The organism is Neisseria sp. P0009.S007, from assembly GCF_051962515.1.
Genome location: NZ_JBQCVF010000044.1, coordinates 1 through 12777 on the forward strand (window position 1 = coordinate 1; position 12777 = coordinate 12777).

General features: G+C 51.4%; 11 protein-coding genes, 2 tRNA genes and 1 pseudogene. 4 read left to right on the forward strand and 10 right to left on the reverse strand.

The features are described 5' to 3' along the window. A pseudogene (locus ACTHS3_RS05885) lies at positions 1-294 on the reverse strand (hypothetical protein); the annotation flags it as partial. A 10-nt stretch (positions 295-304) separates the two neighbouring features. Then, on the reverse strand, positions 305-1081 hold the full coding sequence (locus tag ACTHS3_RS05890) for a tRNA threonylcarbamoyladenosine dehydratase (protein ID WP_003748819.1): 777 nt from the start codon (positions 1079-1081) through the stop codon (positions 305-307). A gap of 186 nt (positions 1082-1267) precedes the next feature. On the opposite strand from ACTHS3_RS05890, the gene ACTHS3_RS05895 reads away from it, so the two are divergent. Further along, a complete protein-coding gene (locus ACTHS3_RS05895) occupies positions 1268-1732 on the forward strand; it encodes a universal stress protein (protein ID WP_003680896.1) in 465 nt (154 codons plus the stop codon). An 84-nt stretch (positions 1733-1816) separates the two neighbouring features. On the opposite strand, the gene hemL is transcribed toward ACTHS3_RS05895, so the two are convergent. Beyond that, positions 1817-3100, reverse strand: coding sequence for a glutamate-1-semialdehyde 2,1-aminomutase (gene hemL / locus ACTHS3_RS05900; RefSeq protein ID WP_049336068.1), 1284 nt, complete (start codon positions 3098-3100; stop codon positions 1817-1819). A gap of 198 nt (positions 3101-3298) precedes the next feature. Between hemL and ACTHS3_RS05905 the strand changes: the two genes are divergently transcribed. The 3 genes from ACTHS3_RS05905 (at position 3299) to ACTHS3_RS05915 (ending at position 6629) form a co-directional block, all read left to right on the forward strand. After that, on the forward strand, positions 3299-3694 hold the full coding sequence (locus tag ACTHS3_RS05905; RefSeq protein ID WP_049333912.1) for a hypothetical protein: 396 nt from the start codon (positions 3299-3301) through the stop codon (positions 3692-3694). Between the two features lie 73 nt (positions 3695-3767). Then, positions 3768-5090, forward strand: coding sequence for a tRNA (N6-isopentenyl adenosine(37)-C2)-methylthiotransferase MiaB (gene miaB, locus ACTHS3_RS05910; RefSeq protein ID WP_003684389.1), 1323 nt, complete (start codon positions 3768-3770; stop codon positions 5088-5090). A 228-nt stretch (positions 5091-5318) separates the two neighbouring features. Continuing rightward, on the forward strand, positions 5319-6629 hold the full coding sequence (locus ACTHS3_RS05915; RefSeq protein WP_004519556.1) for an NCS2 family permease: 1311 nt from the start codon (positions 5319-5321) through the stop codon (positions 6627-6629). 83 nt (positions 6630-6712) lie between these two features. Here the strand turns inward: ACTHS3_RS05915 and ACTHS3_RS05920 are convergent, their stop codons facing one another. From ACTHS3_RS05920 to ACTHS3_RS05950, 7 genes are all read right to left on the reverse strand, one after another. Continuing rightward, complete coding sequence (locus tag ACTHS3_RS05920; RefSeq protein WP_440367380.1) at positions 6713-7270, reverse strand: hypothetical protein; 558 nt, start codon at positions 7268-7270, stop codon at positions 6713-6715. 383 nt (positions 7271-7653) lie between these two features. After that, a tRNA-Glu gene (locus tag ACTHS3_RS05925) sits at positions 7654-7728 on the reverse strand. A gap of 12 nt (positions 7729-7740) precedes the next feature. Beyond that, positions 7741-7817 (reverse strand) — tRNA-Arg (locus tag ACTHS3_RS05930). 132 nt (positions 7818-7949) lie between these two features. Continuing rightward, entirely contained in the window at positions 7950-9308 is a 1359-nt protein-coding gene (locus tag ACTHS3_RS05935) for a deoxyguanosinetriphosphate triphosphohydrolase (protein WP_049336415.1), read from the reverse strand. A gap of 56 nt (positions 9309-9364) precedes the next feature. Continuing rightward, positions 9365-10624: a transcription termination factor Rho gene (gene rho / locus ACTHS3_RS05940; protein WP_003680905.1), complete on the reverse strand. Its 1260-nt coding sequence runs from the start codon at positions 10622-10624 to the stop codon at positions 9365-9367. A gap of 244 nt (positions 10625-10868) precedes the next feature. Then, positions 10869-11771, reverse strand: coding sequence for a DMT family transporter (locus ACTHS3_RS05945; protein WP_004519553.1), 903 nt, complete (start codon positions 11769-11771; stop codon positions 10869-10871). A gap of 82 nt (positions 11772-11853) precedes the next feature. Next, on the reverse strand, positions 11854-12777 hold a 924-nt coding region (locus ACTHS3_RS05950), incomplete at its 5' end, for a glutamate--tRNA ligase family protein (protein ID WP_440367383.1).

A 12777-nucleotide genomic window follows, 5' to 3' on the forward strand; every position in this document is an offset into this window, starting at 1 on the left:
CAGCAAACTTTCGCAGCCGACCAAAAGCCAAATCATTTTAACCGAACGGCGTTTGCGCCATTTCATGATACCGGCGTGCAAAAAGCTGAATATCACGACGGACAGACACGGATAAAGAAAAGTGGTGAATGGACGGGTATAACCGCTTTGCACACACAAATAATCGCCGGGCAACGTATTGCATTCCATCACATCGAGAAACATCGGATCGACGGCATACATCAATACGCCGAACCATACCGCATAAATCAGACTGGCAATAAAGTAGGCTTTAAAAAATCGGCTCTTACCCATTTCCTACCCCTCACTTCCGCCCTGCGATATGCTCCACCGCCGCCTGCGCACAATACAACCCAAACGAAGCCGTCACCAGCATACTCGCGCCATAGCCCGCGCAGGACAAACCTTGCGGCGCGGCATCGGTCGAACACGCTTCGCCGGATTGCGGCGGCGTAATATTCTCGGTTGAATAAACGCAAGGCACGCGCATTTTTTCTTTGGTATCGCGGCTGAAGCCGTAGCGTTTGCGCAAGGTGTAGCGCAAGTTGGAAAGCAGCGGATCGTGGGTAACGCGGCTCAAATCGGCGGTTTGAATCAACGCCGGATTCTTCTGTCCGCCCGCGCCGCCGCTGATAATAAACGGTTGTTTATGTTGCACGAAATACGCCGCCATCGCCGCTTTGACACGGATTTGGTCGATGGCGTCGATGACGAAGTCAAAAGGCCGTCTGAAAAGCTCGTCCAGATTATCTTCCGTCACAAAATCTTCGATTTCCGTCACTTCGCATTGCGGATTGATTTGGGCAATGCGTTCGCGCAAAGCGGTAACTTTTGCCTTACCGAAATCATCGGTCAAAGCGTGCAACTGGCGGTTGACATTGGATTCGGCAACATTGTCCAAATCAATCAGCGTTAAACGACCGATGCCGCTCCTCGCCAACGCCTCCACCGCCCACGAGCCGACGCCGCCGACGCCGACCACGCACACATGCGCACGCGAAAAGCGCGCCAGCGCTTCGTCTCCGTAAAGTCTGGCAATACCGCCAAAGCGGCGCGAAGAAAGAAAAGCAGCGTCCTGCATAAGCAACCTTGTGATATATCAATAAATTAATGAAAAACGCGACAGGCGATTCGGACAGACATTATACTTGAAAGCAGATGGGCTGTTGTACCTGCCCGAAAGAGTTTATAATCGTTTCACATTCAGACAAGTTCTGATTTCATATTAAACGAAAGTGCCGCTACTCGGCGCAAAAGGAGAATGAATATGTACAAACATCTGGTTGTAGCCGTTGACGGTAGCGAGACCTCCCTCAATGCATTGAAACATGCCGCCGAACTGGCAAGCCTCAACAAAGCCCAACTGACTTTGGTTCACGTTGCCAACCCTGCAGAATACATGGCTTTGGCTCCTGAATTCCTGCAACACGAAAGCTACGAAGCCGCCGCAGTGGCTCAAGGTAACGAAGTTTTGGATTTCGCAGAAAAAACAGCGCGTGAAAGCGGCGTTGAAAACATCGTGAAACACCTGTTGGTTGCCAACAAAGGCGCGCGCGAAATGGCGCAAGACTTGGTTGACTACGCCGACAACAACGGCGCAGACCTGTTGGTACTCGGCACACACGGCCGCACCGGCCTGATGCACCTGCTGATGGGCAGCTTCGCCGAGACCGTAATGCGTCAAAGCCACCTGCCTCTGCTGATTATCCGCAGCAAAGCTGAAGAAGCATAATCAAGCATTTATTTAAAATAGCGAAAGGCCGTCTGAATATTTTTCAGACGGCCTTTTTTCATTTTCACATGACAACTTCAGCTTTTATTTTGCCATTTCTTTGAACACTTCGTGTGCCACAGCAATGGTTTCGTCAATCAGCTCAGGCGTATGCGCGGCGGAAACAAAACCGGCTTCGTAAGCTGACGGGCCGAATGCGACATTGCGGTCGAGCATACCGTGGAAGAAATGTTTGAAACCGTCGATATTGGAACGCGCCATGTCGGCATAGTTTTGCGGCGTATGGCTGGCAAAATACAAACCAAACATACCGCCCACACTGTCCGCCGTAAATTCAACGCCATGCGCTTTAGCCGCGTCGGCAATACCGTTGGCGAGGCGTTGGGTCAGGGCAGTCAGGTTTTCATAGAAGCCTTCGCGCTGAATGATTTCCAGCGTTTTCAAACCGGCCGCAACCGCAATCGGATTACCGGACAATGTGCCTGCCTGATACACGCCGCCCAACGGGGAAATACATTCCATAATGTCTTTACGGCCACCGAACGCCGCCAAAGGCATACCGCCGCCGATCACTTTTCCCATGGTGGTCAAATCAGGCTTGATGCCGTGCAAAGATTGCGCACCGCCCAGCGCCACGCGGAAACCGGTCATCACTTCGTCGTAAATCAACACGGCACCGTGTTTTTCAGTCAATTCGCGCAAGGCTTTGACAAAGGCTTCAGACGGCCTAACCAGATTCATATTGCCGACAAAAGGCTCCAAAATCACACAGGCAATGTCATTGCCGCTTTGGGCAAAGGCTTCTTCCAGTTGGGCGATATTGTTGTATTCGAGTACCAAAGTGTGTTTGGTAAAGTCGGCAGGCACACCGGCGGAAGAAGGGTTGCCAAACGTCAGCAGACCGCTGCCTGCTTTCACCAACAGGCTGTCGGAATGGCCGTGGTAGCAGCCTTCAAACTTGATGATTTTGTCGCGTCCGGTAAAACCGCGTGCCAGACGGATGGCGGTCATCGTTGCTTCCGTGCCGGAGCTGACAAGGCGCAGCTGCTCGACGGACGGCATGATTTTAGCGATTTCTTCGGCAATGACAATTTCGCCTTCAGTCGGCGCACCAAACGACAAACCGCCCAATGCTGCTTCGCGCACGGCTTCAATGACTTCGGGATGGGCATGGCCGACAATCGCAGGGCCCCAAGAGCCGACATAGTCGGTATAACGCGTGCCGTTTTCGTCCCAAACATACGCGCCTTCTGCCTTTTTGATAAAGCGCGGTACGCCGCCGACGCTGCCGAATGCGCGCACAGGAGAGTTCACGCCGCCGGGAATAATGGCTTTGGCGCGGTTGAACAAGCTTTCATTACGGTTCATGGTCAATTCTTTCGTAAGAGGTCGTCTGAAAATCAAATCGATGCCATTTTAACACCAAATCCTTTTCAGACGGCCCAGGCTTCAAAATAAGAATCGGGCGCAAAATCAAAATTATTCTTTAAAAACAAACACTCTATCCATATTTTTCCTGCTTGTGCTATAATCCGCGACCTATTGAAACAATAAAAGAAAAGCATCATGTTACGCGGATTCATACTCAGCCTCGCCCTTTTGGCGTCCTCCCTCGTCCATGCACAACGCAGCCTGCCTGACGATATGGATGTGGCCGTTTTAAAAACCGTCGATCTGCCTTATCTGAAAGTCAGCAAAGGCGGTTTTTCTTGGACGCGCCTGCTGACCTTGGGCATTGTGGACGGCAACGCAGCCAAACTGCAAATCACCCGCTTCACCAAAATCCACGATGAAAACGACCGTTTCATCCCCATGGGCCGCCTGCTGAATCAAACCGGCAAAGCCGTTGCGTTCAAATACAACGAAGAAAGCCGCCTCGTCCGCGAAATCTGGATTTTGACCGACGCCGAGGCCGACAGGTTCATCGAACACGCCAAAAAGCAGAAAAAGGCGGAAGAATAATTTTTCAGACGACCAGAGTATTGCACAGGCCGTCTGAACCCTTTTACAACAAGCAAGTCAATCAAAACAAACCATGAAAAAAGTATTTATCCGCACCTTCGGGTGCCAAATGAACGAGTACGACAGCGAAAAAATGCTGTCCGTCCTCGCCGAAGAACACGGCGGCATCGAGCAGGTTACCCAACCTGACGACGCCGACATCATCTTGTTCAACACCTGCTCCGTGCGTGAAAAAGCGCAAGAGAAAGTCTTCTCCGACTTAGGCCGCGTACGTCCGCTCAAAGAAAAAAATCCCGACCTCATCATCGGCGTTGCCGGCTGCGTTGCCTCTCAAGAAGGTGAGAACATCGTCAAACGCGCTCCGTATGTGGACGTGGTTTTCGGCCCGCAAACGCTGCACCGCCTGCCCAAACTCATCGTCGATAAAGAAACCACCGGTCTGTCTCAAATCGACATTTCCTTCCCCGAAATCGAGAAATTCGACCACCTGCCGCCTGCGCGCGTAGAAGGCGGTTCGGCATTCATTTCCATTATGGAAGGCTGTTCCAAATACTGCTCTTACTGCGTCGTCCCTTATACCCGCGGCGAAGAATTCTCCCGCCCGCTCAACGACGTATTGACCGAAATTGCCGGTTTGGCGCAACAAGGCGTTAAAGAAATCAACCTCTTAGGCCAAAACGTCAATGCCTATCGCGGCGAAATGGAAAACGGCGAAATCTGCGACTTTGCCACTTTGTTGCGCATCGTCCACGAAATCCCCGGCATCGAACGCCTGCGCTTTACCACCAGCCATCCGCGCGAATTTACCGACGCGATTATCGAGTGCTACCGCGACCTGCCGAAGCTGGTTTCCCACCTGCACCTGCCGATTCAAAGCGGTTCCGACCGCGTATTGAGCGCAATGAAACGCGGCTACACCGCCTTGGAATACAAATCCATCATCCGCAAACTGCGCGCCATCCGTCCTGATTTGTGCCTCAGCTCCGACTTTATCGTCGGCTTCCCGGGCGAGACCGAGCGCGAGTTCGAGCAAACCTTGAAACTGGTGAAAGACATTGCCTTCGACTTGAGCTTCGTCTTTATTTACAGTCCGCGCCCAGGTACGCCTGCCGCCAACCTGCACGACGACACGCCGCACGAAGAAAAAGTGCGCCGCCTCGAAGCTTTGAACGAAGTCATCGAAGCCGAAACCGCGCGCATCAATCAAACCATGATCGGCACGGTTCAACGCTGCTTGGTTGAAGGTATCTCCAAAAAAGACCCTGACCAACTGCAAGCCCGTACCGCCAACAACCGCGTGGTCAACTTTACCGGCACACCCGACATGATCAACCAAATGATCGATTTGGAAATCACCGAAGCCTACACCTTCTCCCTGAAAGGCAAACCGGTATAAGCACACACAAACAAAGGCCGTCTGAAACTGTTCAGACGGCCTTTATCTTGGCTTGGCCCGGCATTATCTGATTCATGTATTTTTATTACCCGAACAAAAGGCTTTTCAGTATAATACCGCCCGAAAATTCCCTTATCTGTTGAGAAGTTAAGGAGCAAATCCGAGCTTCCGGCAGTTAAACCCGCTGATACCGTCCTTAAACGGCTTTCCCCAAAGGAATATCTCGAAATGAGTTCTTCAAATCAAAGCGTTTTGGAAAGATTATTCAACCTCAACGCCAATCAGACCAACGTCCGCACGGAAATTATGGCCGGTGTGACAACCTTCCTCGCCATGTGCTACATCATCATCGTCAATCCCCTGATTTTGGGCGAAACCGGCATGGATATGGGCGCAGTATTTGTGGCCACCTGTATCGCCTCCGCCATCGGCTGTTTCGTGATGGGCTTTGTCGGCAACTACCCGATTGCCCTCGCTCCGGGCATGGGTTTGAACGCCTACTTTACCTTTGCCGTCGTCAAAGGCATGGGCGTGGACTGGCGTGTGGCTTTGGGTGCCGTTTTCATTTCAGGCATTATTTTCATCCTGTTCAGCTTCTTTAAAGTACGCGAAATGCTGGTCAACGCCCTGCCTATGGGCTTGAAAATGTCGATTGCCGCAGGTATCGGCCTCTTCTTGGCATTGATTGCACTCAAAGGCGCAGGCGTGATTGTGGCTAATCCTGCCACATTGGTCGGCTTGGGCGACATCCACCAGCCCACCGCCCTGCTGGCGATGGCAGGCTTTGTCATGGTGGTTGCACTTGGCCACTTCCGCGTTAAAGGCTCTATCATCATTACCATTCTAACGCTGACCGCCGTCTCCACCATCTTGGGCTTGAGCGAGTTCAAAGGCGTGGTCGGCGAAGTTCCGAGCATTGCACCAACATTCATGCAGATGGACTTCAAAGGCTTATTCACCGTCAGCATGGTCAGCGTGATTTTTGTATTCTTCCTGGTTGACCTGTTTGACTCTACCGGCACATTGGTCGGCGTTTCCCACCGCGCAGGCCTGTTGCAAGACGGCAAACTGCCGCGTTTGAAACGCGCCCTGCTTGCCGACTCTACCGCCATCGTTGCAGGCGCCGCCTTGGGTACTTCTTCTACCACCCCTTACGTTGAAAGCGCGGCAGGCGTTTCTGCCGGCGGCCGTACCGGCCTGACTGCCGTTACCGTCGGCGTACTGATGCTTGCCTGTCTGATTTTCTCCCCGCTGGTTCAAAGCATTCCTGCATTCGCTACCGCACCCGCCCTGCTCTATGTTGGCGCGCAAATGTTGCGCAGCGCGCGTGAAATCGATTGGGACGACATGACCGAAGCCGCACCGGCATTCCTGACCATCGTCTTCATGCCGTTTACCTACTCGATTGCCGACGGTATTGCGTTTGGCTTTATCAGCTATGCACTCATCAAACTCTTGTGCAACCGCACTCAAGACGTACCGCCTATGGTATGGATTGTCGCCGTGTTGTGGGCATTGAAATTCTGGTTCTTGGGTTAAACTGCTCAAAAGAACAGGCCGTCTGAAAACTTTTCAGACGGCCTGTTTTATTTTACCCAGCGTTTAAAGCTGTCGGTAAAAGATTATTTTTTCACTTTTTTAGCAGCTGGTTTAGCGGCAGCTTTCGCGCCTTTGTCCAATGCGCAGAAACGGGTAGCGATTTGGTCAACCACTTCTTGTTTGCCATTTACTTCGGTAGTACCGCGGATAGTCAGCATGTTGCCATCAACTTTGTCCACGTTGGCTGCAGTGGCTGCTTCAGCAATCCAAGCAACATTGCCGCCCCAGAATGCGTTTACATCTTTGCTGCTGTCAGTAATACGGAACAGGTTTTCAGTTACTTGGCCTTTGTATTTTACTTGTGCAGCAACAACTTCGTTGCCTTTGAAGCCGTACATTACGCTCAGAGGCTCTTTGCCGTCTTTACCGCATTTGTAGTGAACTTCTTTAGTACCGTCGATAGAGTCTACTTTCAAAGTATTAGGTACTGGAGCTTGAGCTTGTTGAGCCTGAGCTTGAGTTTGTTGTTGCGCAGTAGGCGCAGCTTTAGCTTCAGGTTTGGCTTTAGAACCGCTGCTACATGCAGTCAGGGCAACAGCCGCAAAAACGGCAGGAACGATTAATTTAACATTCATATTCATAATTGACTCCCAAATGGTTTCAATAAAAAACCGGCAAACGCCGGCTGACATTTACACATTAACAGAGATATTCCGTCTTGTCTTTATCTCAGACGGCATTTTTTAAGAAAAGTTCAAATAAATATTTTTATTTTCTAAAATCAAGAAATTATAAATATGAAATCATGTAAATTCAGGTTTAGGAACTCTTAAGATGAATACTGTTGTCAATAAATTGGGTTTTGGCAATGGTAAAATGAGATTGAAAAGCGCATATAGATGACAAAAGCCTGGGCAATTTATTTGCCTCTGGATTTGCTGAGCGTTTCAGACGGCCATAAAACATACACAACAAATACAATAAAAAAACGCAATCTGAAACAGATTGCGTTTTTTTTGAAAACTGGCACGCCCACGGGGAATCGAACCCCGGTTACCGCCGTGAAAGGGCGATGTCCTAACCGCTAGACGATGGGCGCGGATAAATCTTGTGGCGCACCCGGAGCGATTCGAACGCCCGACCCTCTGGTTCGTAGCCAGATACTCTATCCAACTGAGCTACGGGTGCATCCTCATCACTTCGCAAGTGCGTTGTGAATCAAGAAGACCGAATGATATAGGCTTTACTAAAGCCTGTCTACTCTTTTCACAGAAACTTTTTATATTTTTATTTAACCAATTGAAGTTAAACAATATAAAATTAACGTAAAATCCCTACTCCTGACAAATCCTGCGCCATTTTAGCGGCGGAGTTATCGGTCATGCCGCCGACAAAATCCAAAATCTTCATATAGGCCTGATACAGACTGTCTTCAGGAAGAATCGGATTGTGCTTTTTCAATAATTCCAACGCCAAAGACTGACGCGTTGCTAACTGTTTTTCTGCAATCAGGGCATAGGCGGCAGGGACGAGCAAATCTAAGATGGAGCCTAAGCATGGGAACGTGGCAATCTCGGTCAAGAGCTTGGTGTGATGGCGGAAAATCCGTGTTTGTGCCAATTCTTTCGCTTTTGCCAAAGTGTTTTGCACTTGCGGGCTGCACAGAGCAAGCAGGTCTTTGCCTTTGAATGTTCCGTCCAACAAGTCGGACTGATGCAGCATAAAGGTTTGCGCGACATCATCAATCGCCTTGCCGATCGCAATGCCGCGCAACATGGCGCAACGCTGACGGCTGGAGCTGGCGTGCCATGCGCTTTCGGCGAAGGTCAGCTCGGACAAAATACTTTCTACTTCCGTATCCGTGAGCAAATCCAATTCGACGGCATCTTCCAAATCCAGCAAGGCATAGCAAATATCGTCGGCAGCCTCCATCAAATAAGACAAAGGATGGCGCGCCCAGCTGTCTACTCCCGCGGAAACCAGCCCCAATTCGTCGGCAACTTGACGGATAAACGGCAACTCGGTTTGATAAATATTGAATTTCTTTCTGCCGTTTGGATGTTGCGTTGTCCACGGATACTTCAGCAATGCGCCGATGGCTGCCGCAGTCAGGCGCATTCCGCCTGCCTCCGGATACATTTCAAGGCTGGCGACGATACGCAGGCTATGCGCATTGCCTTCATAGGTTTGAATATCGTTGCGTTCCGCTTCGTTTAATGTGTTCAGATAAATTTGATGTTCAGGCCGTCTGAACCAATCACGCAAAGCATCTTCGCCGGTATGGCCAAACGGCGGATTGCCCAAATCATGAGCCAAACAGGCAACCTGCACCACGGCACCAATATCGCTGGGCGTATTGCCCTGCGGCAGAAAACCGCCGTTATGCAACATCACGCCCACGCGGTTGCCCAAGCTCCTGCCCACGCTGGCAACTTCAACGCTGTGCGTCAGGCGGTTGTGCGTCAAGTCATGTTGCGCCAGCGGATGCACCTGTGTTTTACGGCCAAGGCGGCGGAAGGCTCCGGAAAAAACAACCCGGTCGTAGTCGATGTGAAAATCCGTACGCAAGGCATCGGCACCTTCTTGAGTCGAAGGGGTAACGGTCGGCACGATTTCGCCGTTTTTAGTACGGAAGCGTTGGGTGGATAATAAGTTTTGCCAATTCATTCGGATGGTCATAAAGGTTCCTCAAGCAAAGTAAAGGCCGTCTGAAACATATTCAGACGGCCTTATGCTTATTTACCGCGCATCAATTCAAAGAAATCGTCGTTATTTTTAGAGTCTTTGAGTTTGCCCACCAAAAACTCGGTCGCTTCGATTTCGTCCATAGGATGCAGGAATTTGCGCAAGAGCCACATGCGTTGCAACTGATCGTTCGGCACCAGCAATTCTTCGCGGCGCGTACCGGATTTATTGATACTAATGGCCGGGAACAGGCGTTTTTCGGCCATACGGCGGTCAAGGTGCAATTCCATATTGCCCGTGCCTTTGAACTCTTCGTAAATCACGTCGTCCATGCGGCTACCGGTTTCAACAAGCGCTGTCGCAATAATGGTAAGCGAACCGCCCTCTTCCACATTACGCGCTGCGCCGAAGAAGCGTTTCGGACGGTGCAAGGCGTTGGCATCGACACCGCCGGTCAAGATTTTGCCCGAAGTCGGCACAACGGTATTGTAGGCGCGCGCCAAACGGGTAATCGAATCCAGCAGGATGACCACGTCTTTTTTGTGTTCAACCATACGTTTGGCTTTTTCAATCACCATCTCGGCCACTTGTACATGGCGTTGCGCCGGTTCATCAAACGTAGAGGAAACGACTTCGCCGCGTACAGAACGGCTCATTTCGGTCACTTCTTCCGGACGCTCGTCAATCAACAGGACAATCAGCTCGACATCGGGATAATTGGCGGTAATAGCGTGGGCAATGTTTTGCAACATCACGGTCTTACCGGTTTTAGGCGGCGCCACCAACAATGCACGTTGGCCTTTACCGATTGGGGAAACCAAGTCGATAGCGCGGCCGGTCAGATTCTCTTCGGCTTTGATGTCGCGCTCAAGTTTGAATTGTTCGGTTGGGAATAAAGGCGTGAGGTTTTCAAAGAGGATTTTGTGTTTGCAGACTTCAGGCTGATCGCCGTTGATGGTATCGAGGCGGACAAGTGCGAAATAGCGTTCGTTGTCTTTAGGTACGCGCACGCTGCCTTCGATGGTGTCACCGGTGTGCAGATTGAAGCGGCGGATTTGCGTGGGCGAAACATAAATATCGTCAGGACCGGCAAGGTAAGAAGTATCTGCGCTGCGCAGGAAACCGAAGCCGTCGGGCAGGATTTCGAGTGTGCCGGAACAGGTAAAGCTGACATTTTGCTTCATCATCTGGCGGACGATGGCAAAAACGAGGTCTTGTTTGCGGAAACGGTTGGCGTTTTCAATGCCATGTTCTTCTGCCATTTCCAAGAGTTTGGAAATGTGGAGGGTTTGGAGTTCTGAAACGTGCATAGTATTGATATATTTTGAATAGTATCAGAGAGATGGCACAAAGGCCGTCTGAAAGTATGAAATCGTGCCGCAGGATACGGTAGATTTTTGAGAAAGTTGAATTTTAGGCAGTTGGAGGCAGGGTGTCAAATTTTTAAATCGAACACTGAGCCGAGACTATAATCTTACCATGCAATAAGATTATGGCCGGCAACAGCTTGGCAATCGCAACCCTATCGACCAAAATCCGAGTATTTACCCAACTTCAGACGGCCTTTTGCCCGTACCGCATCAGCGTCATGCCGCCGACCGCTGCCGCACAGCCCGCAACCAGCGAAATATGCAGCGGTTCGCCCAAAAACCACGCCGAAGACAGCACACCGAAAATCGGCACGAGCGTAATATACGCCGCCGCGCTGCCTGCACCCAAAGTCTTCACGCCTTCGAAATACCACGCGTAGGCCAATACCGTCGCGCCGATGACCAGCCACGCCAAGGCTGTCCAGCCTCGCCCATCCATTGCCGCTATCGCCTCAAACGGCATTCCGTCCGTCCACAACGCCACCACCGACAACATCAACGCACCAATGAACGACGTTGCCGTCGTTACCGTCAGCACATCTATCCCACGCAAAACCGCGCGACCAATTAAAGTATAAGCCGCCCAACAAACCACGCAACCGAAAATCAGCCACTCTCCTGCCTTGATGCCGCCCGATAACACTGTCAACGGCTGCCCTTGCGTTACCACCATAATGGCACCGCCGACCGCCAGCAGCATACCCGCCAAAATCTTCACATTTAAACGCTCGCCGAAAAACCAAGTTGCCAACAGCAGTGTCAATACCGGATTCACCGCCACGACTACCGCCGCCTTGCCTGCCGGCATAGTCTGCAAACCCAGCATAAAAAACACCGCATAACCGCACACGCCAACAGAAGCGGCTGCCGTCAAACCCAGCCATTGCCGCGCCGACAAAGCCGCCAAAGTCGCGAACCTGCTGCGCGCAAACAACCAGCCCAACAACAAAACCGAAGCCAAGACAAACCGAACCGCCCCGCCCGTCAGCGGCGGCAGCGACTGCCCCAACATCCGCCCCATCGGCCAAGACGCACCCCACAACACCGCCATTCCCAGCAGTTTCAAATGTACAGAATAACGTTCCATCTTATCCCTTTATCGACAAAGGCCGTCTGAAAACCGGATTTCAAGTTTTCAGACGGCCTTCAATATAGCGACTGCAAACAGATTACTTAGGCTGCCAAGAATCTTTCAGCGTCACCGTGCGGTTAAACACCGGCATGTCTTTGCTGTGGTCTTTGCGGTCGGTTACGAAGTAGCCGATGCGTTCAAACTGCCAACGGCTTTCTGCCGGCAGATCTTTTGCGACAGGTTCGGCGTAGGCAGTGATTTCCTTGATGGATTCTGGATTGAGGAAATCGGTAAACGGCAGATAGTTGCCGTCTTCGCCGCGCACGGCATCAGGACGCTCGACGGTAAAGAGGCGGTCGTACAGGCGGACTTTAATTTCGACGGCGTGTTCGGCAGAAACCCAATGAATCACGCCTTTAACTTTGCGGCCTTCGGGATTTTTGCCCAAGGTATCGTGGTCGATGCTGCATTTGAGTTCAACCACATTGCCTGCCTCGTCTTTTACTACTTCATCACACTTAATCACATAGCCGTGGCGCAAACGCACTTCTCCGCCGGGAACCAGGCGTTTGAAGCCTTTGGGCGGATTTTCGGCAAAGTCGTCGGCTTCGATGTAGATGGTTTGTGAAATAGGTACTTCGCGATCGCCCATTTCTTCGTGGTTCGGATGGAACGCGGCACGGCGGCTTTGGGTTTTGCCGGCTTCAAAGTTGGTCAGGGTCACTTTGAGCGGATTCAAAACCGCCATCAGGCGTGGCGCAGAGTTCTCCAACTCTTCACGAATCGCGCCTTCCAACACGCTCATGTCGACGATGTTTTCAGATTTGGAAATACCGGCGCGTTTGGCAAACAGGCGCAGGCCTTCGGGCGTGTAACCGCGGCGGCGCATACCGGAAATGGTCGGCATACGTGGGTCGTCCCAGCCGGAAACGTGGCCGTCTGAAACCAGTTGGTTCAGCTTGCGTTTGGACGTGATGGAATACAGAAGCTCCAAACGGGAAAACTCGTATTGGCGCGGACG

Excerpts from the sequence above, each read along its gene's own strand:
- ACTHS3_RS05935 (WP_049336415.1), bottom strand. The coding sequence starts at position 9,308 with ATGACCATCCGAATGAATTGGCAAAACTTATTATCCACCCAACGCTTC.
- hemL (WP_049336068.1), bottom strand. The coding sequence starts at position 3,100 with ATGAACCGTAATGAAAGCTTGTTCAACCGCGCCAAAGCCATTATTCCC.
- ACTHS3_RS05920 (WP_440367380.1), bottom strand. The coding sequence starts at position 7,270 with ATGAATATGAATGTTAAATTAATCGTTCCTGCCGTTTTTGCGGCTGTT.
- rho (WP_003680905.1), bottom strand. The coding sequence starts at position 10,624 with ATGCACGTTTCAGAACTCCAAACCCTCCACATTTCCAAACTCTTGGAA.
- ACTHS3_RS05945 (WP_004519553.1), bottom strand. The coding sequence starts at position 11,771 with ATGGAACGTTATTCTGTACATTTGAAACTGCTGGGAATGGCGGTGTTG.
- ACTHS3_RS05915 (WP_004519556.1), top strand. The coding sequence starts at position 5,319 with ATGAGTTCTTCAAATCAAAGCGTTTTGGAAAGATTATTCAACCTCAAC.
- ACTHS3_RS05890 (WP_003748819.1), bottom strand. The coding sequence starts at position 1,081 with ATGCAGGACGCTGCTTTTCTTTCTTCGCGCCGCTTTGGCGGTATTGCC.
- ACTHS3_RS05895 (WP_003680896.1), top strand. The coding sequence starts at position 1,268 with ATGTACAAACATCTGGTTGTAGCCGTTGACGGTAGCGAGACCTCCCTC.
- ACTHS3_RS05905 (WP_049333912.1), top strand. The coding sequence starts at position 3,299 with ATGTTACGCGGATTCATACTCAGCCTCGCCCTTTTGGCGTCCTCCCTC.
- miaB (WP_003684389.1), top strand. The coding sequence starts at position 3,768 with ATGAAAAAAGTATTTATCCGCACCTTCGGGTGCCAAATGAACGAGTAC.